This is a genomic window from Haemophilus sp. C1, assembly GCF_001276515.1.
Taxonomy (GTDB): domain Bacteria; phylum Pseudomonadota; class Gammaproteobacteria; order Enterobacterales; family Pasteurellaceae; genus Haemophilus.
In genome coordinates, this window is sequence record NZ_LDVZ01000018.1 from 1 (window position 1) to 23,913 (window position 23,913).

18 protein-coding genes and 3 pseudogenes are annotated in these 23,913 nt (G+C 39.4%); 13 read left to right on the plus strand and 8 right to left on the minus strand.

The genetic code is table 11. The annotated features are described in order from the left end of the window. Window positions 1-162 precede the first annotated feature (162 nt). From ABW51_RS07200 to cas2, 11 genes and pseudogenes are all read left to right on the plus strand, one after another. The gene (locus ABW51_RS07200) at window positions 163-780 is read left to right on the plus strand and encodes a TIR domain-containing protein (protein ID WP_053466183.1); all 618 of its coding nucleotides are present in this window, start codon (window positions 163-165) and stop codon (window positions 778-780) included. 10 nt (window positions 781-790) lie between these two features. Then, on the plus strand, window positions 791-1,288 hold the full coding sequence (locus ABW51_RS07205; RefSeq protein ID WP_053466184.1) for a toll/interleukin-1 receptor domain-containing protein: 498 nt from the start codon (window positions 791-793) through the stop codon (window positions 1,286-1,288). Window positions 1,289-1,345: 57 nt separating this feature from the next. Beyond that, entirely contained in the window at window positions 1,346-2,785 is a 1,440-nt protein-coding gene (locus ABW51_RS07210; RefSeq protein WP_053466185.1) for an SIR2 family protein, read from the plus strand. Window positions 2,786-2,862: 77 nt separating this feature from the next. Further along, window positions 2,863-3,537, plus strand: a pseudogene (gene cas5c / locus ABW51_RS07215) (type I-C CRISPR-associated protein Cas5c). Continuing rightward, window positions 3,534-5,311: pseudogene (gene cas8c, locus ABW51_RS07220) on the plus strand (type I-C CRISPR-associated protein Cas8c/Csd1). Before cas5c ends, cas8c begins: the two co-directional pseudogenes overlap by 4 nt. A gap of 11 nt (window positions 5,312-5,322) precedes the next feature. Beyond that, entirely contained in the window at window positions 5,323-6,189 is an 867-nt protein-coding gene (cas7c, locus tag ABW51_RS07225) for a type I-C CRISPR-associated protein Cas7/Csd2 (protein WP_053466186.1), read from the plus strand. Between the two features lie 233 nt (window positions 6,190-6,422). Next, complete coding sequence (locus ABW51_RS07230; protein WP_053466187.1) at window positions 6,423-7,046, plus strand: hypothetical protein; 624 nt, start codon at window positions 6,423-6,425, stop codon at window positions 7,044-7,046. A 9-nt stretch (window positions 7,047-7,055) separates the two neighbouring features. Then, window positions 7,056-7,664 (plus strand): CRISPR-associated protein Cas4, encoded by a 609-nt coding sequence (cas4, locus tag ABW51_RS07235; protein WP_053466188.1) that lies wholly within the window; start codon window positions 7,056-7,058, stop codon window positions 7,662-7,664. A 64-nt stretch (window positions 7,665-7,728) separates the two neighbouring features. Next, window positions 7,729-8,325, plus strand: coding sequence for a DUF4760 domain-containing protein (locus ABW51_RS07240; RefSeq protein WP_197271846.1), 597 nt, complete (start codon window positions 7,729-7,731; stop codon window positions 8,323-8,325). Window positions 8,326-8,529: 204 nt separating this feature from the next. After that, a pseudogene (cas1c, locus tag ABW51_RS07245) lies at window positions 8,530-9,542 on the plus strand (type I-C CRISPR-associated endonuclease Cas1c). Between the two features lie 3 nt (window positions 9,543-9,545). Further along, window positions 9,546-9,839 carry a CRISPR-associated endonuclease Cas2 gene (gene cas2, locus ABW51_RS07250; RefSeq protein ID WP_053466189.1) on the plus strand — a complete coding sequence of 98 codons (294 nt, stop codon included), beginning with the start codon at window positions 9,546-9,548 and terminating at the stop codon, window positions 9,837-9,839. A gap of 659 nt (window positions 9,840-10,498) precedes the next feature. Here cas2 and ligA read toward each other — a convergent pair. Together ligA and zipA are read right to left on the minus strand one after the other, a co-directional pair. Next, on the minus strand, window positions 10,499-12,517 hold the full coding sequence (gene ligA / locus ABW51_RS07255; RefSeq protein WP_053466190.1) for an NAD-dependent DNA ligase LigA: 2,019 nt from the start codon (window positions 12,515-12,517) through the stop codon (window positions 10,499-10,501). A 110-nt stretch (window positions 12,518-12,627) separates the two neighbouring features. Then, window positions 12,628-13,614, minus strand: coding sequence for a cell division protein ZipA (gene zipA, locus ABW51_RS07260; RefSeq protein WP_053466191.1), 987 nt, complete (start codon window positions 13,612-13,614; stop codon window positions 12,628-12,630). 152 nt (window positions 13,615-13,766) lie between these two features. On the opposite strand from zipA, the gene cysZ reads away from it, so the two are divergent. Further along, a complete protein-coding gene (cysZ, locus tag ABW51_RS07265; protein WP_053466192.1) occupies window positions 13,767-14,585 on the plus strand; it encodes a sulfate transporter CysZ in 819 nt (272 codons plus the stop codon). A gap of 99 nt (window positions 14,586-14,684) precedes the next feature. Next, window positions 14,685-15,635, plus strand: a complete 951-nt coding sequence (gene cysK, locus ABW51_RS07270) for a cysteine synthase A (protein WP_053466193.1) — start codon at window positions 14,685-14,687, stop codon at window positions 15,633-15,635. Between the two features lie 141 nt (window positions 15,636-15,776). Here the strand turns inward: cysK and ABW51_RS07275 are convergent, their stop codons facing one another. The 6 genes from ABW51_RS07275 to ABW51_RS07300 all read right to left on the minus strand — a co-directional run bounded on the left by ABW51_RS07275 (window position 15,777) and on the right by ABW51_RS07300 (window position 23,909). Further along, on the minus strand, window positions 15,777-16,433 hold the full coding sequence (locus ABW51_RS07275; protein WP_053466194.1) for a HEPN domain-containing protein: 657 nt from the start codon (window positions 16,431-16,433) through the stop codon (window positions 15,777-15,779). 118 nt (window positions 16,434-16,551) lie between these two features. Continuing rightward, a complete protein-coding gene (locus ABW51_RS07280; protein ID WP_053466195.1) occupies window positions 16,552-16,956 on the minus strand; it encodes an SMI1/KNR4 family protein in 405 nt (134 codons plus the stop codon). A gap of 9 nt (window positions 16,957-16,965) precedes the next feature. After that, the gene (locus ABW51_RS07285; protein ID WP_082318415.1) at window positions 16,966-17,607 is read right to left on the minus strand and encodes an HNH/ENDO VII family nuclease; all 642 of its coding nucleotides are present in this window, start codon (window positions 17,605-17,607) and stop codon (window positions 16,966-16,968) included. Between the two features lie 9 nt (window positions 17,608-17,616). Continuing rightward, complete coding sequence (locus tag ABW51_RS07290) at window positions 17,617-20,709, minus strand: ATP-binding protein (protein WP_053466196.1); 3,093 nt, start codon at window positions 20,707-20,709, stop codon at window positions 17,617-17,619. Between the two features lie 10 nt (window positions 20,710-20,719). Further along, window positions 20,720-21,622 (minus strand): hypothetical protein, encoded by a 903-nt coding sequence (locus tag ABW51_RS07295; protein ID WP_053466197.1) that lies wholly within the window; start codon window positions 21,620-21,622, stop codon window positions 20,720-20,722. Window positions 21,623-21,632: 10 nt separating this feature from the next. Continuing rightward, a complete protein-coding gene (locus ABW51_RS07300; RefSeq protein ID WP_053466198.1) occupies window positions 21,633-23,909 on the minus strand; it encodes a dynamin family protein in 2,277 nt (758 codons plus the stop codon). Window positions 23,910-23,913: the final 4 nt, after the last annotated feature.

Here is a 23,913-nt window from a genome sequence, read left to right on the forward strand (position 1 = left end):
GGCTGGATTTGTATAATGAAGTGGCGGGGTTGAGTTGGGAGGATACTAATTTTATAAAAGAGGAGAGCTTGATATTTTAAAATTTCAATCTGATTAAGTTATTTAACGTATGATTACGCAATGAAATTAACCTGCAACCATTTTATTAGAAGGAGAGTTCCTATGGGACGTAAAATTTTTATTTCATACAAATATAGTGATTCATCTGTAGAACGCTTATCACCTTATCAGGAAGCAACAGCTCGAGATTATGTTGATATTCTACAAGCAAAATTAGAAGAAGATGGCATCCATATAAACAAAGGAGAGAAAGACAATGAAAGTCTAGCTCAATTTAAAGATGAGACTATTCAAACAAAATTATCAGATAAGATTTTTGATAGTTCAGTAACAATAGTCTTGCTTTCACCGAACATGAAGGAATGGTGGAACTCTGAAAGTGAACAATGGATTCCTTGGGAAATCGCATACTCTATTAAAAATAATAAAAGATCATTGTCTTCAAGTAAGAGAAATGCAATTTTGCTGGTTGTATTACCTGATCTATCAGGCTGTTATTCTTATGTTAATAAAGAAGGTTTTTATTTTAATATTATTAAAAGTAACAGAAATAACCTTCAACACTCTTATTCAGCCAAAAAGCTAAAGAATGGTTGTTCAAATTCCTATATGCTCAAGTGTAATTGGGATAATTTTATTTCAAATGTCAATGGTTGGATTAATGCCGCCGTTGAAATTAAAGAAAATGCTGATAAGTATGCTATCAACACTAAAGTTTAGGAGTATATAAATGGCTTATTTTACCAAACAGGAAGCTCGCAACTATGCAAGAAGTGTTACAGCATCATTTGAGAGTTATTCAAGTAAACTGGAAAGTATCGTTGAAAGTCAAAAATATCAATATCGCTTTGATGTTTTTCTATCACATTCTGTTAAGGATGCTGAGCTAGTTCTTGGTGTTGTACGTATTTTAGAAGATATGGGGCAAAAAGTTTACGTAGATTGGGTAGTTGATCCACAACTTTCCAGGGATTCTGTAACAAAAGAAACTGCTGAAACATTGCGGGATAGGATGAAGCAATCTTCTAAATTGCTGTATTTAGCTACGGATAATGCTTCATCTTCTAAATGGATGCCTTGGGAATTAGGATACTTTGATGGATTGAAGTCTGGAAACGTAGCTATTTTACCTTTGGTTGATTCTGTATACAGCTCATTCCAAGGACAAGAATATTTAGGGCTTTATCCTGCCTTAGGTAAAGATGATTTGAGAAGATTTTTAGGTTAATCATATTGTGCTTTAGAGGGTTTCTAAAGCCCAATATAAATATTTATTGGAGTTGCTATGGAATTCACCAAGAAACAGAAAAAATTTATCACTGATTTTGTTGTAGAGATTAAAAATGGTGATGCTGCAATTTTTGCTGGGGCAGGCTTATCAGCTCCAGCAGGCTTTGTTAATTGGAAAGGTTTGCTGAAAGATCTTGCAGAAGAACTAGGTCTTGATATTGAAAAAGAACATGATCTAATTGGAGTAGCTCAATATCATTTCAATCGGCATAAAAGAGGAAAAATAAACAATAAGATAATCAATGAGTTTACTACATTAAGACAAGGCGGAGATAACCATAAGTTACTTTCTAAAATTGGTATTAGTACATTTTGGACAACTAACTATGAGCAATTAATTGAAAAAACTTTAGAGGCTGATGGAAAAACAGTAGAGAAAAAAATCAGAAATGAAGATTTTTCAAGAAATATCAAAAAGAAAGATGCCATTGTTTATAAAATGCATGGTGATAAAGATTTACCTGATGAAGCAGTATTAATTAAAGATGATTATGAAACCTATCAGGACAAGAAAGAATTATTTGCTACCGCATTAAGAGGAGATTTGCTTTCAAAAACATTTTTGTTCATAGGCTTCAGTTTTGATGATCCAAATTTGGAATATATTTTGGGCAGAATTAAAGTCTTATTAAAAGATAATACGCCAACTCATTATTGTTTTTTCAAAGAAGTATCGAGAGATGATTTTCATGATGATGAAAGCTACATGTATGCTAAAGTTAAGCAAGAACTAAAAATAGAAGATCTCAAGAGGTATGGCATTCATTCAATAATGATTAAAGAATATTCTGATATTACTGCCATTTTAAAAGAAATTGAAAGACGCTTAAAACGTAGCAATATCTTTATTTCTGGTGCTGCTCATAGTTATTCTCCTTTTTCTGAAGAGCAAGCTAAAGAACTTATACATAATCTTAGTTATAAGCTGGCAGAGAAAGAATATAAGATTATTTCCGGTTATGGTTTAGGTATTGGAAGTATCGTTATTAATGGAGCGTTAGAATATAAATATCAGTCAAACTATCGCAATTTAGACGATTTATTAATTTTAAGACCATTTCCGCAAATACAATCAGGAGATAAATCTATTTCTGAAAGATGGACTGACTACAGAAATGAAATCATTTCTCAAGCTGGCATCGCTATTTTTATGTTTGGAAACAAATTGAATAAAAATGGAGAAATCGTTCTTTCCAATGGCATGAAAGAAGAATTTGAGATTTGCTTACAACATAATGTGATTCCAATCCCAATTGGCTGTACTGGCTCAATATCTAAAGAGCTTTGGGATGATGTTGTAAAAAATCATACCGAACTATACTTTAATGATCAGTCATTGATAGATGAAATAAGAACGCTAGACCAATCTGGTATTTCTAATGATGAAATTATTTCTACGGTGCTTTCTATTATCGATAAGTTACAAAATATGTAGCAACAAGTGCGGTCAATTCTCCCAACGTCTTCAAAACGTCGTCTGAAACCGCACTTTCCAACCAAAAGGAGAACCAAATGAACCAAATCCGCCTACACATTTGGGGCGATTATGCCTGTTTTACCCGTCCGGAGATGAAGGTGGAGCGGGTGTCTTATGATGTCATCACGCCGTCGGCGGCGCGCGGGATTTTGGCGTCGGTGCATTGGAAGCTGGCGATTCGGTGAGTGATTGACCGGATTTATGTGTTGAAGCCGATTCGGTTTGAGTCGGTGCGGCGCAATGAGTTGGGCGGCAAGATTTCGGCGGGTAAGGTCAGCGGGGCGATGAAGCGCAAGAGTGTTGCCGATTTATATATGTTGATTGAAGACGACCGCCAGCAGCGCGCGGCGATGGTGCTTAAAGACGTGGCTTATGTGATTGAAGCCCATGCGGTGCTGACGGCAAAAGCAGGGGCGGATGAGACCGTTACCAAGCATATTGAGATGTTCAAACGCCGTGCGAAAAAAGGGCAATGCTTTCAGCAGCCTTGTTTGGGCGTACGTGAATTTCCTGCCGATTTTGCGTTGATTGATGAAGGCGAGTCGCTGCCGCTGTCGGCGTTATCGGAAAACGAGGCAAACCGCGATTTGGGCTGGATGCTGCACGATATTGATTTTGAACACGGCAACATGCCGCATTTTTTCCGCGCACAAATGAAAGATGGCGTGATTGATGTGCCGCCGTTTTACGCCGAGGAGGTGAAAGCATGATTCTTGCGTCCCTTGCCCGCTATTACCGCCGTTTGGCAGCGGAAACCGATGAAATGGGCAATCCGAAAGTGCCTTCTTATGGCTTTAGCGAGGAAAAAATCGGCTGGATTTTGGTATTGGATAAAGAAGACCGTCTGAAAACCGTTGTGCCGATCTGACAGCTGATAAAAAGCCGCAACCGAAGCTGATGAGCGTGCCGCGCCCTGAAAAACGCACATCGGGCATCAAGCCGAATTTTTTGTGGGATAAAACCGCCTACGCGTTTGGCGTGGAAGCCAATAAAAACAAAGCCGAAGCCAAAGAAAAAACCTTTACGTCGTCTGAAAAAACCTTTGAAGCCTTCAAGCAATATCATCTCGATTTATTGCAAAACAGCGAAGATGAAGGCTTACAAGCCTTGTGCCGTTTTCTGCAAAACTGGCTACCTGAAAATTTTGCTGCCGAAAACCTGCCTACCGAAATGCTTGATGCCAATATTGCATTTTCTTTTGAAAAAACGACCGCTTGTATTCATAAACGAGAAGCAGCACAGGCTATATGGGCTAACTGTCTGAAAAGTGATGAGGCTGAAAAAGGCCTATGCTTGATTAGCGGCGATACTGCCCCGATTGCGCGGCTGCATCCTGCAATTAAAGGCGTATTTGGCGGGCAAAGTTCCGGCGGTTCGATTATTTCGTTCAACAAAGAAGCCTTTGCTTCGTTTGGCAAGGAGCAAGGCGCAAATGCGCCCGTTTCCGAACAATCCGCGTTTGCCTACACCACTGCGCTGAACTATCTGTTGCGCCGTGAAAATAATCACTGCTTGACCATCGGCGACGCCAGTACGGTCTTTTGGGCGGAAGCGGATGATAATGCCACAGCGCAGGCTGCCGAGGGCTTCTTCGCGCAAGTGTTCACGCCGCCGGATGATGAACAAGAAAGCGCCAAAGTTTTCAATGTGTTGGAACAAATCGGCAAAGGTCGTCCGCTGCAAGAAATTGCGCCCGAACTCTCTCCCAATACCCGTTTTTATATTTTAGGGCTTGCTCCTAATGCCGCACGGATTTCTGTTCGGTTTTGGCTGGACACCACGTTTGGGCAGTTGGCGGAAAATTTGGCGCAGCATTGGCAAGATTTAGCCCTTGAGCCTTGCGCATGGAAAACGCTGCCGTCGATTTGGCGACTCTTGTTGCAAACTGCTGTATTGGGCAAAAGCGAAAACATCTCGTCCGTGTTGGCAGGCGAAATGACCCGCGCCGTGATTTGCGGCACGCCGTATCCCATGAGTTTACTGTCGCAACTGATTACCCGAATCCGCACCGACGGCGACGTGAACAGTCTGCGCGTGGCAATGATGAAAGCCGTATTAGAGCGGCGTTTTAGAAAAGGTTTTATCGAAGAAGGAGTTCCTATGAGTTTGAACAATGAAAATCCGAATCGCGCCTATCTTTTAGGGCGACTGTTTGCCGTGTTGGAGCGCATTCAATATCAGGCGTTGGGCGAATTAAACGCCGGTGTCGCCGACCGCTATTACGGCTCTGCCTCCGCCGTGCCGTTTTCGGTTTTTCCGCGCCTTTTGTCGGGTGCAAAACACCATTTGTCGCGCTTGCGTAAAGACAAAGCCGGCATGGCGGTGAATTTGGATAAAGATTTGGGCGAAATCATTGCCAAACTGCCCGAAACCTTTCCGCGCCATTTGAGCATTGACGAGCAAGGCCGCTTCGCCATCGGCTATTACCATCAAAAACAAAGCTATTTTGCTAAAAAAGAAACCGCTGAAACCATTGAAAACTAAGGAGCCAGAAAATGTCTGCCATTCAAAACCGCTATGAATTTGTTTACTTTTTTGACGTCACCAACGGCAACCCCAACGGCGATCCCGATGCGGGCAATATGCCGCGTCTTGACCCCGAATCCAGCAAAGGCTTGGTAACCGATGTCTGCCTGAAGCGCAAAATCCGTAATTTTGTAGAAATCAGCAGCGAAAACGAAGCCGGTTACGAAATTTACGTCAAAGAAAAAAGCGTGTTAAACCTGCAAAACAAACGCGCTTATGAAGCACTTGGCATTGAATCTGAAGCCAAAAAATTGCCAAAAGATGAAGCCAAAGCCCGCGACATTACCGCTTGGATGTGTAAAAACTTCTTCGATATCCGCACCTTCGGCGCTGTGATGACCACCGAAGTCAACAGCGGACAAGTGCGCGGCCCGGTGCAACTGGCGTTCGCCCAATCCATCGACCCGATTGTGCCGCTGGAAGTTTCTATCACCCGCATGGCAGTCACCAACGAAAAAGACTTGGAAAAAGAACGCACCATGGGGCGTAAATACATTGTCCCTTATGCGCTCTACCGCGTGCACGGTTTTATCTCCGCCAACCTTGCCGCCAAAACTGGTTTTTCAGACGACGACTTAGCCAAACTCTGGCAAGCCCTGACGCTGATGTTTGAGCACGACCGCTCCGCCGCCCGTGGCGAAATGGCGGCACGCAAACTGATCGTTTTCAAACACGACAGTGCGCTCGGCAGCCAGCCTGCACATAAATTATTTGACGCCGTGAAAGTCGAATGCGTAAACGGCGAATCAGGTACGCTGGCAAGCAGTTTCAGCGATTACAAAATCAGCGTGGTTTCAGACGGGCTAAATGGCGTGAGTGTGGAAGAATATTTGTAAAAATGCCTGAAAAAAACACCGCTTGCATTGCAGAAGTCGGTAGGGTGGGCTTCAGCCCACCGTTTCAACAAATATAAAGGATTGATGGGCTAAAGTCCATCCTACGAAACTAATACAAATAAATTTCATAAAGTCGCCATTCTTTAATTTAGAACATGTAATGTGTTTTTTTTGTGTTTGCATTTGTGTTATTTATTGATATGATGGATTCGTTAATATGAAAGGAGTATTCAGTGAAAAATTTTATCCAAAACCTAGAAAATGAGTTTGTTGAAAAAAATCAGGAAAAAACAACGTTCAGTATTCGCCTTTCTGTAAAAGAAGATTTGATCTTGCAGGAAATTGCTGAAAGTTTTGATCTTTCGCGGCAGGAACTATTGCATCGTCTGATTACAGAGCAAATTATCGTTCCGTGGAAACAACGCTTTGAGGCACAGGCAAATGAAGAGCTTGAGCTGGATGGAGAGGAGTCAACTCAATATTTTTTGTTGAACACAAATAAAGTCAATGATATCGACGATCATAAATTTATGTTAGAAAAACAGGTGGCTGCGGCATTTGAAGATGGTTATAAAGAAAAAATTGACAAATTCAAAAAAGGTGATTGGGTATTTTTATATGAGTCAGGGCAAGGAATCGTGGCATTTGGGCAGGCATCAGGTAAGCTAGAAAAAGCACCGCATTATGGGCGGGAGGATAAAACCTATTATCAGCGCTTGGACGGTTTTACCTGTTTACCAAAAGCTATTAAAGCTAGCGAAGTCAAAAAGATTTTAAGCCGTTCTTTTCCCTTTGCTCAAACCTTGGCGCGAATTGTTGATGGGGAAAAATTATTATCAGAAATTAAAAAGCGATAAACATACATTATGCAAATTATTCCCCTTTCCGCCTTGCAACACTACGCTTTCTGCCCGCGCCAATGTGCCTTGATTCATAACGAGCAGGCGTGGGCGGAGAACTATTTGACCGCACAGGGCAAGGCGCTGCATGAGCGGGTGGATTCGGGGGAGCCGGAAACGCGCAAGGGCGTGCGTTTTGAGCGGACGGTGCATGTGTCGGCGGAGAAACTGGGCATCAGCGGCGTGTTGGATTTGGTGGAAGTGGACACGAAAACAGGCCGTCTGAAACCTGTGGAATACAAACGCGGCAAGCCCAAACCCGATCCGATGGATGAAATCCAGCTTTGCGCCCAAGGCTTGTGCTTGGAAGAAATGACAGGGCAAACCGTCTCCGAGGGCGCGTTGTGGTATATGCAAACCCGCCACCGCCTCCCCGTCGTGTTTTCAGACGACCTGCGCGCCCAAACACTCGCCACCATCGCCGCCGTGCGCGAACTTCTAAACAGCGGCCAAACCCCACCGCCCGATTACGGCAAACGCTGCAAAGCCTGCTCGCTGGTGGAGATTTGCCAGCCGGAATTGTTGGGGAAACGGGATAGGAGTGTGGGGTATGTGGCGGGGTTGTTTGGAGAATAGGTTGTTTTTTTCCTCTAGTAGGTTAGGTGTATAATATTATTAATTTTTTGTATAGGAGATTTATATGAGTGAAAAATTAGGTTGGAGGATTTTTTGGAGTATTATTGTTTTATTGGGACTGGCGTCAATTGGTTTGACTATAACCGCGTATGCAACACCTGTTCCTGAAAATAGCTCAGCTATGTTGGAGGCGGCAAAGATATTTTTTCTTTGTCTTGGTGGTAGTGGGGTTATTTTATCTACATATTTTTCTGCTGTAAGCATATATTTTTCTTCTAAAAATATAATTTTACAAAGGAAGTTAAATATTATTGAAAACACATTTGAGCTTTTATCTCGTTGGGATGATCCTCATTTTTTAGATGCTAGAAAATGGACTAGAAAAGCAAAAGAAGAAAAGCCTGATACATCAGATAATAATTTAATAAAGAAAATTAAAGAGAATGAAGAATTAAAGCAATCTGTTGTATTGGTTCTAAATTATTTAGAGCATGTAAGATTTTCGCTAGAAACTAACAGAATAGATAGAAAGCTTTTTAAAAGAGCATTGGGTGAGACTCTTGTTGATATTGCTAAAAGATTTGAACCATATGCTGAAACATTAGGTCAGCAAAATAAAGAAGACTTAAAAGAACTAATTGGCTATCTAGAAAAAGATTAAGTATCCATAGGCTGGGTTAGTCACAGGCATAACCAACAAAATGCTGGAATATCCAGTCAAGGCGATCTGAAAACAATATTTTGGAGACTGAATCGTTTCGTTGGGTTACGGCGTTCCGCCTAACCCAACCTACCGGTCATTTTCAGGTAGCCCAAGAAACCTGTTAAAACTCAAAAGTGCGGTCAAAACCCAAGGAGTTTCCCCATGCGCAAACTGCAAAACACGCTCTACATCACCACCCAAGGCAGTTATTTGCATAAAGAGCGGGAGACGCTGGTGGTGGAGCAGGAGCGTAAGAAGGTGGCGCAGTTGTCGGTGCATTCCATCGGGCATATTTTCTGTTTTGGGAATGTGTTGGTGTCGCCGTTTTTGCTAGGGTTTTGCGGCGAAAATAATGTGAATTTGGCGTTCTTTACCGAAAACGGACGTTATTTGGGGCGGCTTCAGGGGCGGCAGAGCGGCAATGTGCTGCTGCGTCGGGCGCAGTATCGGATGTCGGAGCGAAATCCCGTGCCGATTGCGCGCAATATCATTGCGGCGAAGATTCAGGCGAGTAAGCGGGTGCTTCAGCGGCAGATTCGCAATTATGGTGAGAATGCGGCGATTCAAAGTGCGGTCGATGCTTTGAACATTTCGCTGCGGCAGTTGAAGGGCGCGGCGGAGCTGGACGTGGTGCGCGGTATTGAGGGCGATGCGGCGGCGCGTTATTTTGGTGTATTCGGGCAGCTTTTGAGCGAAAAAAGCGGCTTTACTTTTGACGGGCGCAACCGCCGTCCGCCCAGAGATGGGGTGAATGCGCTGTTATCGTTTGTATACAGCATCTTGGGCAAGGACATCAGCGGCGCGCTGCAAGGCGTGGAGCTTGATCCGCAGGTGGGCTTTCTGCACGCCGACCGTCCGGGGCGCGACAGTCTGGCGCAGGATATTTTGGAAGAATTCCGCGCATGGTGGGCGGATAGGTTGGTGCTGTCGTTGATTAACCGCGGGCAAATCAAACCGCAGGATTTTGTTACCGAGGCAAGTAGCGCGGTGAGCTTGAAAGCGGAGGCGCGTAAGCTGTTGTTTCAATCGTTGCAGGCGAAAAAACAGGAAAAAATTGTGCATCCGTTTTGGGTGAAGAAGTGGAAATCGGGCTGCTGCCGTATATTCAGGCCATGCTGTTGGCGCGCCACTTACGCGGAGATTTAGCGGAATACCCGCCGTTTTTGATGAGGTAAGTTATGTTAATGCTGATTACTTACGATATTTCTTTTGACGATCCAAACGGACAGGCGCGATTGCGCCGCATAGCAAAACATTGCTTAGATTACGGCGTGCGGGCGCAATATTCGGTATTTGAGTGCGATGTTACACCAGACCAATGGGTAACATTGAAAAATAAGTTATTAGAAACCTACGATCCTCAATGTGACAGCTTGCGTTTTTATCATTTAGGCAGCAAGTGGCGTAATAAAGTGGAACATCATGGCGCAAAACCGGCTGTTGATATATTTAAAGATGTACTTGTCATTTAGTTCGCTAACCTATTGTTCTCATTAAAACCCTGATAGGGTAGCGATCCTTATTTTCTTTAACAATTTGAATAAGTTAATCTATTTGTATAACGGCGGTATGACCGTTATACTTATTAAACTCCTTATCATAAAATCAGTTAGCGAAATACAGTGTTTAATACGCTGATTTTTCTTGCTTTTTTATGTAGGGAGCAGCCGCCTCCGCGCGGCTGTGTGTTGAAACTATCGATATGGAATCTGAATTGCCAATCAATAAATGCAGCCGCCTCGCGCGGCTGTGTGTTGAAACTCGTTTAAAAGATATTAATACACAAATGCAACTTAGCAGCCGCCTCCGCGCGGCTGTGTGTTGAAACCGCGATTTAAAACTCGCTCACACATACTGTTACTGCAGCTGCCTCCGAGCGGCTGTGTGTTGAAACACCAAAGGCCAATATTCTCACTGCGAGATTGCCAGCGGGCACCTCTGCGCGGCTGCGTGTTGAAACTGTAATCACAATCAAGTTACCGTCATTAATATGGGCAGCTGCGTATTTAAGTAAGGATGAAAGAAGATAAAACGACTATGTCAGTAAATGGATAACTTAACATTTAAATACAAAAGAGCGGTCAAAATATAATGATTTTTGGCCGCTCTTGTTTATACGATTTGAATTCAACTAATTTAAAAGATTAACCTGCTCTAAAAATTCTTCTTCTGTTAATACTTTAATATTTAGTTCCTGCGCTTTGGCTAGTTTAGAGCCAGCTGCGTCACCTGCGATGACAAAGTCCGTTTTGCTGGAAACTGAGCCACTTACTTTTGCGCCTAGCTGTTGTAGTAATGCTTTTGCTTCGTTGCGACCCATTTGAGTGAGGGTGCCGGTGAGAACGACGGTTTTATCTTTGAATAAGTTTTCACTTGCTTCTTTTACTTCCACGGTTTCCCAATGTACGCCTTGTGCGAGTAAATCCTCAACAACGGCAACATTATGTGCTTCACGCCAGAATACAAAAATTCTGTTTGCCACGACTTCACCTACATCAGGCACTTGTTGAAGCTCTTCAAGATCAGCGGCTTTAAGCGCATCTAAAGTTTTGAAGTGATTCGCAAGATTTAATGCAGTGGCCTCACCTACCTCACGTATGCCTAAGGCAAAAATAAAGCGAGCAAGGGTCGTGCTTTTGGCTTTCTCAAGACTATTGAGAGCATTTTCTGCAGATTTTGAGCCCATTCTTTCTAAGCGTGTGAGCGTAGTTAAATCAAGTTTAAATAAGTCCGTTGGCGTATGAATCAGTTCTCGATCGACTAATTGCTCTATTAATTTTCCGCCTACACCATCAATATCCATGGCTTTACGAGAGACGAAATGCTTTAACGCCTCTTTGCGTTGTGCAGCACAGAATAATCCTCCCGTACAGCGAGCTACTGCCTCGCCTTCAATACGAATAATTTGAGAGTCGCAGACTGGGCAATTTGTCGGGAAAATAATTGGTTTAGCATTATCAGGTCGACGTTCATGTAATACACCGATAATTTGTGGAATTACATCGCCTGCTCGACGAATGATAACAGTATCGCCAATGGCAATATTTAAACGTTCAATTTCATCACCATTGTGTAAGGTGGCATTACTTACTGTAACACCAGCAACAAATACTGGTTCTAATTTTGCGACTGGCGTGATTGCACCCGTTCGGCCAACTTGGAATTCAACATCATTCAGCACGGTTAATTCTTCTTGGGCTGGGAATTTATAAGCAATTGCCCAACGAGGTGCTTTAGAAATAAATCCTAGCTCATTTTGTAAGGCTATATCATTGATTTTTAATACGGTCCCATCAATATCATAACCTAGCGAGCTTCGTTTATTTTGAATATCTCGGTAAAAATCTAAAACTTCATTCGTGCCATTACATAAACGAATTTCTGGATTCACAGGAATACCAATAGATTTTAGCCATTGCAAACGAGCATAATGAGTGCTTGGTAGTTCAACGCCTTCAGCAATCCCAATGCCATAAGCATTTAATACCAATGGACGTTTACTTGTAATATTAGGATCAAGCTGACGCAAAGAGCCTGCTGCAGCATTACGAGGGTTGGCAAAGGTTTTTTCACCATGTTCTAGCGTATATTCATTTAAGCGCTCAAATCCTGCGTGTGGCATAAAAACTTCGCCCCGCACTTCTAAACGTGCTGGAGGATTGTCTGTTAGAAGTTGTAATGGAATATTACGAATAGTACGGATATTGGCTGTAATATCTTCGCCTGTGGTGCCATCGCCACGAGTGGCAGCTTGGGTGAGAATACCATTTACATACAAAATACTCACTGCTAAACCATCAAGTTTAGGTTCACAACAGAAGGTAAGCGGTTTAGGTAATACGATTAAACGATCTTCAATGCGTTTTACAAAGGCATAGAATTCTTCATCGGAAAAGACATTATCTAAAGAGAGCATGGGAATTTCATGACGAATTTGGCTAAACCCAGAAAGTGGTTTTGCGCCAACACGTTGAGTTGGGGAGTCTGAAGTAAGAAATTCAGGATGTTCTAGTTCTAACGCTTTTAGCTGATGAAAGAGACGATCATATTCGCTATCAGGCACGGTTGGATTATCTAGAACGTGATATTCGTATTCATATTGGCGCAAGGTTTTGCGTAGATTGTCTATTTGAGTTTGAATATTTGTCATAAAATTCTCGGGGAAACATGACCGCACTTTTTGCTTGTTTAGAGTGAAAATAGACAGGCATCAAGCCTGTCTCAATAAAGATAAAAGTGCGGTAAATTTAAGGTATGAATTTACACGCGAGCAAGATATGTTTGCTCTGCATTTTCATCAAAGATTTCTTGTTCTTCAGTAAGCACTATGCCTTGTAAATCTTCGGCCAATGTATGCGCAGCGCGAATCATCATTCGTAAATTGGCGAGATTATTACCTGGTGATGGCAGTTGCATAAAGAATACAATTCCCATCGTGCTAAAATCCACTAAGTTGTAAGCATCAAATGTTCCTGGTTGCTCTAAATTTGCCACGCTAAAGAGAACGGGGCTTGCCACACTTAAATCTAAGTGGCGGTGATACATTTCATCCTCACCCAAGATAAACCCTAGGTTTTCAAGTGCTTGTACTAATTTCGCACCATTGAATTGATCGCTAGATTTTGGAATAAGATAAAGTTGAATATAGCCAGTTTTTTGTTTCGGTTTAGCTGTTGTTTCTGCTTTGGGTTCATTAAAAGAGACGTTGTAGTCCACTTGACGTTCTTCGTGAGCTAATTCCGCAAGTTGTGCTCTTAATTCTTGTGATGACGAATTAATTCCATCGAAACTAGCATTTTGGCTTTGTTCTTCAATTTGTTCCAATGTCATATTCGCAACGCTATTTGATGTCGGCATATCATATTGTGGTTGAGTCGGCTTTAACGGCTCAGAACGATGATTTCCCATATCATAAACAGGTTGAACATTTGGAATCGAAATCTTAATATCATCGACGCTTTTTTCACTTTGTCTATAATCAACAGGTTCTTGATTTACTGTTGCATTAGGCATGACTTGATGACGAATTGGGGCATTTGCTTGCGCTGTAGTGACGTGAGATAAATTAGCATTTGTTGGTTGCGTTTCTTCTTGCGTATGGGATCTTTGCACATGAGAAGTGCGGTCAAATTTATTGGCTTTATCAAAATATTTTGATTTCTCACGACGATTTGACCATAATCCGTGCACGATTAAGGCAACAAGTGCCAAAATGCCCACAATAATCAAAATTGTATTTAAATCCATCTTTATTCCTTACGCGTGCTAGTCCAGCGAGAATGCTATTAATGGCGCTAATCCTACCATATTTCAGTAGGTGAAAAAATACTTCAATGCGTGGAATTTTAAGGGAAAAGAGCGGTCTGTTTTAGGCGTATTTTTATTGAAAGGAAAGAAAAATGTTGAACCCCAATGAATTAAAATCTGGTTTCCATTATTTTGTAATGGGCTGGCATTACATCACACAAAAAGGTTTGCGTCGGTTTGTTATTATTCCTATTTTGCTCAATACCGTTTTACTTTGTGGTTTATTTTGGCTTTTTATTAGTCAAATCACCAGTGCGATTGATTGGGTGATGAATTTTATTCCAGACTGGCTGAGTTTTCTCAGTGTAATTTTGTTAACTCTGTCGATTTTAACGATTTTATTGCTCTTTTATTTTACTTTCACCACACTTTCTGGCTTTATCGCTGCCCCTTTTAATGGCTTGCTAGCGGAAAAAGTAGAAAAAATGCTGACAGGTGAAAATATTAATGATGATAGTCTCGTGGATGTAATGAGGGATGTGCCTCGTATGCTTGCTCGAGAGTGGCAAAAATTACGTTATAGCCTACCAAAAATTATCGCTTTGTTTTTACTGAGTTTTATTCCTTTGGTTGGACAAACCATCGTGCCTATACTAACTTTCTTGTTCACTTGTTGGATGATGGCAATTCAATATTGTGATTATCCTTTTGATAATCATAAAGTCTCTTTCGATATCATGAAAAATGCGCTTGGCAATCAAAGAACCCAAAGTTTAACTTTTGGTGGATTAGTAACTTGTTGCACATTTGTACCTGTGATTAATTTATTAATTATGCCTGTTGCAGTATGTGGTGCGACGGTGATGTGGGTGGAAAATTATCGTAATGGCTTACGCTTTAATATGAATAGCCCTTCCTCCGCTCAAACAGGGCTTGAAGTTCGTTCACAAAATACAGGGATTGTTAAATAGCTTACGGTTATAAAATAGATCAAATAACTATTTTTTTAATCAAAAGTGCGGTGCTATAAATAAACCAACACTAACGAAGTCCAATGAAAGGAAAATATTATGACAATTTATGCAGACAATTCTTATTCTATCGGAAATACGCCACTTGTGCGTTTAAAACATTTTGGTCATAACGGCAATGTGGTCGTGAAAATTGAGGGACGCAATCCAAGCTACAGCGTAAAATGCCGTATTGGGGCGAATATGGTGTGGCAAGCTGAAAAAGATGGCACGCTCACGAAAGGAAAAGAAATTGTAGATGCAACGAGCGGTAACACAGGTATCGCTTTGGCTTATGTTGCTGCCGCTAGAGGTTATAAAATCACGCTCACCATGCCGGAAACAATGAGTCTGGAAAGAAAACGCTTATTGCGCGGATTAGGTGTGAATTTAGTGCTTACCGAAGGCACAAAAGGAATGAAAGGCGCGATTGCGAAAGCAGAAGAAATTGTTGCTTCTGATCCAAGCCGCTATGTCATGCTTAAACAATTTGAAAATCCAGCCAACCCACAAATTCATCGAGAAACAACAGGCCCTGAAATTTGGAAAGATACGGATGGCAAAGTCGATGTTGTTGTTGCTGGCGTAGGAACAGGCGGCACCATTACGGGGATTTCTCGCGCGATTAAATTAGATTTTGGTAAACAAATCACTTCTGTTGCGGTTGAGCCAGTGGAATCTCCTGTAATTACTCAAACTTTAGCGGGCGAAGAAGCAAAACCTGGCCCACACAAAATTCAAGGAATCGGTGCAGGTTTTATTCCAAAAAATTTAGATTTATCTATTATTGATCGCGTAGAAACTGTTGATAGTGATACCGCACTTGCCACAGCTCGTCGCTTAATGGCGGAAGAAGGCATTCTTGCAGGTATTTCATCTGGTGCAGCTGTTGCAGCCGCAGATCGTTTAGCTAAATTACCAGAATTTGCTGATAAACTCATTGTTGTTATTTTGCCTTCAGCTTCTGAGCGCTATTTAAGCACTGCACTGTTTGAAGGGATTGAGGGATAAACAAAAAAGAAAAAAGTGCGGTGAATTTTCACCGCACTTTTACCTAGACCAAAGGAGTTCAATCTGAATGATATCAGATTGGTGAGAATTATAGCGAACGAGATTGCAAGGTTGGTTCGCAAATTACAGTAAGAAATAAATTTACTTTACAACTGGGTAAAAAGGTTTTCCCCAACTTGGCTCAGAATCATTACGCAACATAATTTTTACCATTGCTGGTACGAATAATGACAGTAATGCACAGGCGTCTTCTAGCTGTTTGCGGTTGGTACTACTTTCATAAGTAGCTCCGCCATGTATAAGCTGATTTCTCAATGTGTATAAATGCCCAAATACCACTTCCAATACTGCTGCTGTTTTCTGTTCTTCAAAAGCAAAATGGGCTTTTTTCTTCGCTGCAGAAAACATTGCTTTCCATTCTTTTCCTGCTAATAGATCATTATGAGCATCCCAAAATGGTTGGAATGTATAAGGCGTATCCAGTAGAGTTTTCACTGTCCCAGGAAATTCATCCCAAATAATTCCATAAAGTAGATGTTCAGAATCCAATTCACAAAGGCGAGTAATAAATTGATGAAATACCTTACGTTCAATTTCTTCTTTACTTAACTCATCGGCATAGGCTGCATTAAAGGCAATCCAAAGTGCGATAAATTTGAAATCTAAATTGTCTTCTTCATTGGCTTTTTTCAACCAGCTTAATGTACGGTGCATTTTTAAGCGAAAGTTATCGTTAAAGGTATCACGATTTTCTTTGTAATAAGTAGTCAAATTTTCTTGTTTGTCTGCAAGTGACATAATAGGCTCGAATATAATCAATATTGAGCCATTATGGTATAGATTGGTGGGTTTGTAAATTTTAGAAGAAAACCGACTGCTAGGGTCAGTTTGGGGAAGCATAGTAAATTAAAGTTATTTAGCCAAAGAGTAATGAAATTAAAAATTCTTCCAGATTAGATTTAATTTCTTTCACTACACCACCATTTGGAGAAGCCCAAATTAATATAGTTTTAGCATGATTATCATAAAGATAAAAATGTCCATCCCCAATATCTGAAATAGGAACAGATGACGCAGGAAAATTAGCTTCATCTCTCATTTCAGGTAGTATTTTATAAAGACTTAAATAAGATGTATTTTTTACACCTAAACCATAAATTTCCGTTGACTCCAAAGAAATAACGCCACAAGTAGAAAGATAGGATTTATATTCATTGGAAAATGAGATATTAAGAGCTTTTTCTGCTTGATTAATTGTTTCTTCTGTTACTGGACGAATTAATGCGTCAGTGTTTTTTAATTTTTCAATAAGTTTATTCATCATCGTTCCTTATGCATTCATTTCAGATTTGATTTGTTCAGCTCTTGCTTTCCAGTGTTCAGCACGTTCTTTAGCAAAATCTTCCCGATTAATTTCTGATTCTTTTTGTTTATTGTGTAACACGGTATCATTGCCTTTTCCACGATGCTCATCACGTGTCAATTCAGCTAAAGGCGAATCCATTTTTTGCCCTACGTGGTGCAATTCTATTGGATTTCCGTCTTTATCTAGTGGTGCAAGCCCCTGTTCCATTCGTTCAAGATTTGTTCTTCCGAAGTCATCCTCTTGTTTCAAATCAATATCATTCTTTGTCAATGCATCACGTCCATTTACTTCTTTTGGTGTTAAATCTGCATTTTCATAAATTTCTTTTTCTTCCTCACTTCCGATATTCTCAATAACTGAATCAGGATATCCTTGCTCCTTTAAATCTTCCTTAGATTCTTCTGAAAGTGGAGTTAATTCCTTTTTTACATCACTTTTACTCTCTAAAGGTAGATCTTCTACTTTTGGTAAAGGTTTAATCTCTTTTGACGGATTTTCTTCACCTCCAAGTGGCGGCAAATCTTTAACCTCTGGCATTTTTAAAGAATTATCTTTAGTGCTTTCTACAGATGGCTGAATATCCGAAGGCTTAAAATTCTCTAACATAATAGTCCCCTAGCTAATGTTAGCTAAATGCTGTTGTAACTCAACAGATAAATCTTTTTGAACTAATTCTATTTGTTGCTGAATAATGCGTTGATAAAGATCAACCAAATAATTATCATCTTTTTCCAAAATTGGCGGGATGGTATTTTGCTCAAGACGATTAATGACCTCTAAAAAGTAATTTTTATACTCTACACCTAGTTTTGACTGCTCAATACTTTTAGAAATTTCAACCAAATCTAGCTGTTTTTTCGTCTTTTGGCTAAATAACAAATCTGCAATATGTTGATAAAATGCTTTTTTCTCATCACTTAGCTGATTTTGCGGCTCATATTGATACGGCTTTTCTTCCTCTCCAAAGTGATGAATTTTACAAAGTACTGGTTCTAACCAATCGTTTTGATATACCACTGCTACACCTTTTGGCAATTTTGCGATTTCTTCTAACTGCTCATCCGTGACTCCAGCCGCTTTACCTGCTAAACGACGATCTGTTTCATCAGGCAAACGCATAATAATTTTTGTGTTGGTATTACGAATAGCTGAAATATCTACCGCACTTGGTGACTGATCTGCAATAATAAAGCCTTCGCCATAAGTCCGCATTTCGGCAATAGCATTAGATAACATTTCCACTGCCTTACCTGCTACGTTTGAACCTTCTGAGCTTTGTTCTGTTGAAGTACGTTTCAAAATATTATGTGCTTCTTCTAGTACAGTAACGTGTTTGAGTGGTTGGTTCATCCCAGTAGCATCCGACATACGATGTTCGCTCAAACGCATTACTAAAATGCCCATAATGAGCGATTTGGTTTCTTGTGAGCCTATACGGCTTAAATCTACAATCACATTGCTATCAAATAACTGTGCATTATCAATTTCATTTGAAGCAAAAATTTGCCCATTTAAACCATTAGTGAGTGATTTAACGCGGGTCACTAATGAACCGATATAGTTACTTTTCACTTCCTCTGAGAATGCTGATTGCTGAATCACTTTTTCTAATTGTGTGAGTAAATCTGTAAAGGTTGGGAATAATGCTTTGCCAAACAGATTACAAGATGTATCCAAATCCCAACCGCTTGTTTTATAGGCCTCTAACATGGCATCTTTCAATACAGCAGGCATAGCCGCATACATCGGCCAGCAAACATTGAAGATTTCCACTAAGCGATCAATATGTTCTAAAACGTGTATCCCCTCTGGGAATTTAAACGGATTGATTTTAAGCATTTGAGCTTGGAGCGGATTTGTGCCTAATACCAACACATCTTCACGATGCCCAAAAACATTTTTGTATTCGCCTTTTGCAGGTTCAATCACCATAAATTTCACATCGTTTTGATGTAATTGGTCTAATAGTTGGTAAACGGTGTTACTTTTCCCAGAACCGGTAGAGCCTGAGATAAATACATGAGAAGTGAATTGCTCTAAGCTAAGTTTAATTGAATTATGTTTCATCTCATTCCATAAATGATACACATTGCCCAAATGAATTGCCCGCTCCGCAGTCTCTGCTACGTGATCCGCCCTCTGCACCTTACGCCCAAAGGCTTGAGTTTCGATGACGGTGACGGCGGATGTGGAGCGGCGTGGGAGACCGAGTTGGATCGCCATTTCTTTCGTTGAAACCAAAGTCGCCGGTGTTAAGTAAGGAATATTGAGCTTTTCATATTCTTCACTATGTAAACGAGGATGAGAAAGCTGTTTAAGCCAACCAATAACCTTTTCTTTCTTTGAATCATAGATTGAATCTGAGTCCGTCCATGTCGTTAAACTAAAATCTTCACTACTGGAATTCACCCCTCGAATTAACCCTAAGAAAATACTGGCTAAGGCTTCTGATGATGCCGAATTCTCTCCAATAAAATAAGCGGCAGAATTCCAAGCACCATATTGACGCGCTTCTTCAACCCGCTCTAATTGATGATCTACCCTTTTTAACAACTGTTCGATAGATTTATCCGTACTTTCCAACGTAATTTGACGGCTTGCTCCTAAGGAACGACTATCTGTTTGGGATTGTGTGAATGAGGTGGAATCTGTTTCGGTCATAGTTTGTGAATATGCAGAACTAGAACTAAAACTTTTTGACGAACTATGTGTAGAACTACTTGATTCTTGTTCATTAAATGCACTCGCAATTACACCACCAACGGCAGAACCAATTGAACCACCAATAACTGCGCCACCTGCACCACCTGCGAACAAACCAACCCCAGATCCTACAATTCCCATCATAGCACCAACACCTGACGCAATCTTGCTGGAAGTTGTTGAAGATGAACGGCCTTCAGTATACGAAAAAGACGAGCTTTCAGAAGTTGATTTTGTTTCCGTTAATCCAAGACTTGTTCCGAGCGAATGACTTAATCCTTGGCTTAACGCTAAACTAATACTTTCACTCTCATTTTGGGAAAAGCTCAACGTTTGTTTTAATAAAGGGGATAACTGCGTAGCCACTTGTTCGTAACCGACACGAATTATTTCTAATTGTTGTGGTGAAACCGGCTCTGCAAGTATAAGAGCCTGATATTTTTTCCCCTCAGCAGCATCAATAAAATGTTCTAATCCTTGAATAAAATGCTCATAAGCATCCTGTGAAAGTGAGGGGATGCCCGTTACCGCAGTAATTGCAGAAGCATTATCGTCCAGTTCATCAATTAATTGAGGTAGTTGTTCATAATTTTGATTGGTCAATTGGCTACCCGGGAAATGCCCATTTATGACCTGTTCTAACAAATCTCCGGCCTCTTGACCTAAACCACTCCCGCCTTGACCACGTGTACCTAAATAAAGATGAGTTTCTTGTCCATCACTTTTTAATAGAAAGAATACCGCATAGCCTGCTGTTCCTAATGCGGTATAGGCAGCCGTGACACTTTCTAAAACTGACTGCTTATTTCCCAAAACAATACGAGAAACATGAAAAATTCTCACATCAGAATTTGGGCTTAACAAAACACTTGAATCCTCTAAATTGAAATTACCTAATTTTGTTAAATAACTTTTATTTAGTAATTGGCTACCGCTCAATAGTGTTGATAATGCCATTTCACGAATTTCATTCGCCTCAACAATTGAAATAACTTGCGTACTCATTCTATTTTCCTTATTTAAAGATAGCGATTAAAACTAAAATAGCCGATGCCACTACACCACCAATTTTTAATGCTGTTTTCCATATATCGTTATTTTCTTTATAAGAAGGTTTTGAAAAAATATATTCAGTTTTTTTAGGCTCTTCTTGAGCATTTTGTTGAGGCTCTGATTGTAATGACAGTGATGTTTCTTTTTTCTCTTGTTTAGAAAAGATAGCTTTACTTACATTAATTAAATGTAAAAAACGTTCACGCGAGAAGTTTTTATTTAAGTAAACTAATTGCATAGAAAAATAATTTTGATTCCAAGATACTGAATTTTCATCAATTGCTTGTGCGAAAAGAGAAACTGCATAAGGTTCAAATATCTGAGCATTTTGCGTTTCAGCATAAATACCCATTTTTAATACTTCCTGTACATCTAGTTTGCTATGATTAAGATCAGCAATAAGCATTGACCTAACCAGAGAAATATCTGATTTTTTTAGTGCATCGCTTAATGATGCTGGGGCTTTATAACCCCCTAATAAGCCTTGAATATTCAATTCATCCGCTTTTTTGGTAAATTCTTTGTTATTTATATCCAATTGACTCTTATTGTTTTCACCTAAAGATAATGAAAAACCTCGAATATTATCTTTCTGTAATTTTTCTTTAACTTTTGTGAGATATAAACAGCGTTCATAGGAAAAGCAATCTAGTGTCTCTAAGTTAGAAAGTAATACATTATAATGTTTTTCAGTCCATAAATGCTTTTGTGTCTCTAGAATCATCTCTTCCGCAATAGGTGACTCATCCTCTAGCTGAATAAAACATTCAGGTTCATTACGATGAAGTGCAGCTAAAATCTCTAACGTTTCATTAGCAGGCTGCCCTTTATCTCGGGCAGCAATAATAAATTTTTGTTTTGACATAGCAATGTCCTTATAACTTAATAACTTCAGCAACTTTCTGCTTAAATCTTTCAATTTCTTCTAAATTTTCCTTAGCTTGTTTTACCTTTTTCTCCAATAATTTTTGATCTTTCATCTTATTTTCTAGATCAGAAATAATTTCATTAAATCGAGGTGTAAATTCTGCATCCATAAATTGAATATATTGTTCAACTAATTGAGCTTGACGTCTCTCAATATCTTTTGTTGCTTTTGAAGTAAATTGGGTAAATTTCATGCTAATATCCTTACCACGACTTTCCCATAATTCCTTAAGATCAACATATTCAACTGTTTTATATCTTGCTCTTTGTTCAGTTCCGCCAATCCCGATTTTAGTCCAAGGTTTCCACCAAGTAGATACATCAACGGTTTCATAATGAGAGAATACTTCTTCTTTCTCAATTTCCTTATTATCTAATTTTTTAACAATAGCATTCTCAATCTGTAATTGAACATTATATAATTGAGGCACTTCAAAAGTATTTACATCTTTAAATAGCTTCTTAACGTATTCTTTATAGATTTTTTCAAGTTCATCTTTCATCAACTCATCCATTTGCTTAATAATATTATTGTATGTAACAATAATGTCATTTCTTGCATAATTTACATCATTTTGAACTTGGTTTAATCTATTTATTGCAGTTGCAACTTCTCCTTTCCCAACGAATAAACCCGATAAATTATTAATGAGAGTATTTACTTTTCTCTCACTCTCATTTAATTTTCTAATTGTTTCATCAGGTAATCCAATACCTTTTTCTTTTAGATCATTTAGATAACTATTTGTGTTGGCAGACTCACGCTGAACTTTTTTTATAGATTCAATGCTTTCTTTCAACTTATCAATTTCCACTTGATCTGCTTTTAAAGATATTGTTAGTTTTTCCTCATTGCTGCACTCTTTAATTGCATTATTCAAAGCTCGATAGGCTCGGAATACTCTTTCAGGAACATTATATTTCTCAATATAAGTATCGATTGTTTTCTCAACTGCAGGTAAGCCACTTCTTAATTCTAAATTATCATAGTTGCCATTTTTTAATTTATCCTTAACTAATTGAGGCAAATTCATATATAGATTAAAATCTATACCCTCATAGTTATCATCTTTATCTGGATTAAATTTCATTCTAAAAGAATAGAAGTCACCATCCTCAGCTTTAGTTAGTTTTTGCTTATTATTATCTTTTCTAATCAATCTGGCTAGATATGCTGAAATCGGATAAACATTTGGACTTTCAATTCCATTTTTCTTTAAGTATTCTTTTGTTCTTTCGATAGTACTTTCTATGTTTTCTTCTTCTGGGTTAAATTGGTCCATCTTATTAATAACAAAAATAAAACGATCCTTATTTTGTACCCCAGACTCTTTCATTTTTTCTGAAATTGTAGTTAATGTATTTTTATCATCATCAACACCAAGTGTTGTAGCATTTAAAACATAAAGTATAATCGGATTTTTCTTACCATCTTTTAAATGTGCAATCGTTGTTTCTTTATGTTTTTCATTTTGGCTATTATTGATTCCCGGAGTATCACTAAGTACCAGTTGCACGTGATTACGCTTTTCCATACCCGAAATATTAGCGTTAATATTAATAACAGCCGTATCTTCCTGAATATTCCAATCCTTTAGCATTTGAAGATTAATGGATTGTATAGGAGAAACAATTTGATTATTAAAATCTCGACGTTCTCCATGAAATTCACCAATAGGCATATCCGTATCATAAATTTTTGCAATTGTTGATGTTGTAGCCTCATTTGCTGCTGGTAATAAATCTGCCCCTAGCATTGCATTAATTAAGGTAGACTTACCAGCTGACATAGTTGCCACCACATAGATATCAAACTCTTTATTAAAAGAAGCGTTTAAATCACTAAGGATTTTGGTATTTGTTTGCATTTCATTACATAATAATGGGTGATTTTTAGCTTCTTCAACTAATTCTAGAATGTTCTTTAATCGTGTATCAGCGTTTTCCGCTTTTTGAAATTCTAATTGAATTTCAAACCTCTCCTTTTCGGCTTTTTCTGCTGCGACGACTAAATCTAAGTAATCAGATTCTAAACCTTGGAAGGTTACCTTGAATTTTTTTGCACCATTATTCTTTTTACTTAACTCAGTAAATAAACGTTCTACCCATTGTTGGAAACGCTGAGTAAGAAACTCAGAATAAACATTATCTGCAGGTTGTTTCCCATCAACTAAAAATGTTGTTTCAACCGTGAATGGATTGTGTTTTATGCTAATATTAATCATTTTG

Coding starts and splice junctions, on each gene's coding strand:
- ABW51_RS07285 (WP_082318415.1), bottom strand. CDS start 17,607: ATGTTAGAGAATTTTAAGCCTTCGGATATTCAGCCATCTGTAGAAAGC.
- ABW51_RS07290 (WP_053466196.1), bottom strand. CDS start 20,709: ATGAGTACGCAAGTTATTTCAATTGTTGAGGCGAATGAAATTCGTGAA.
- cysK (WP_053466193.1), top strand. CDS start 14,685: ATGACAATTTATGCAGACAATTCTTATTCTATCGGAAATACGCCACTT.
- ligA (WP_053466190.1), bottom strand. CDS start 12,517: ATGACAAATATTCAAACTCAAATAGACAATCTACGCAAAACCTTGCGC.
- ABW51_RS07205 (WP_053466184.1), top strand. CDS start 791: ATGGCTTATTTTACCAAACAGGAAGCTCGCAACTATGCAAGAAGTGTT.
- zipA (WP_053466191.1), bottom strand. CDS start 13,614: ATGGATTTAAATACAATTTTGATTATTGTGGGCATTTTGGCACTTGTT.
- ABW51_RS07280 (WP_053466195.1), bottom strand. CDS start 16,956: ATGAATAAACTTATTGAAAAATTAAAAAACACTGACGCATTAATTCGT.
- cas7c (WP_053466186.1), top strand. CDS start 5,323: ATGTCTGCCATTCAAAACCGCTATGAATTTGTTTACTTTTTTGACGTC.
- ABW51_RS07295 (WP_053466197.1), bottom strand. CDS start 21,622: ATGTCAAAACAAAAATTTATTATTGCTGCCCGAGATAAAGGGCAGCCT.
- ABW51_RS07200 (WP_053466183.1), top strand. CDS start 163: ATGGGACGTAAAATTTTTATTTCATACAAATATAGTGATTCATCTGTA.
- cysZ (WP_053466192.1), top strand. CDS start 13,767: ATGTTGAACCCCAATGAATTAAAATCTGGTTTCCATTATTTTGTAATG.
- ABW51_RS07300 (WP_053466198.1), bottom strand. CDS start 23,909: ATGATTAATATTAGCATAAAACACAATCCATTCACGGTTGAAACAACA.
- ABW51_RS07210 (WP_053466185.1), top strand. CDS start 1,346: ATGGAATTCACCAAGAAACAGAAAAAATTTATCACTGATTTTGTTGTA.
- ABW51_RS07275 (WP_053466194.1), bottom strand. CDS start 16,433: ATGTCACTTGCAGACAAACAAGAAAATTTGACTACTTATTACAAAGAA.
- cas4 (WP_053466188.1), top strand. CDS start 7,056: ATGCAAATTATTCCCCTTTCCGCCTTGCAACACTACGCTTTCTGCCCG.
- ABW51_RS07240 (WP_197271846.1), top strand. CDS start 7,729: ATGAGTGAAAAATTAGGTTGGAGGATTTTTTGGAGTATTATTGTTTTA.
- cas2 (WP_053466189.1), top strand. CDS start 9,546: ATGTTAATGCTGATTACTTACGATATTTCTTTTGACGATCCAAACGGA.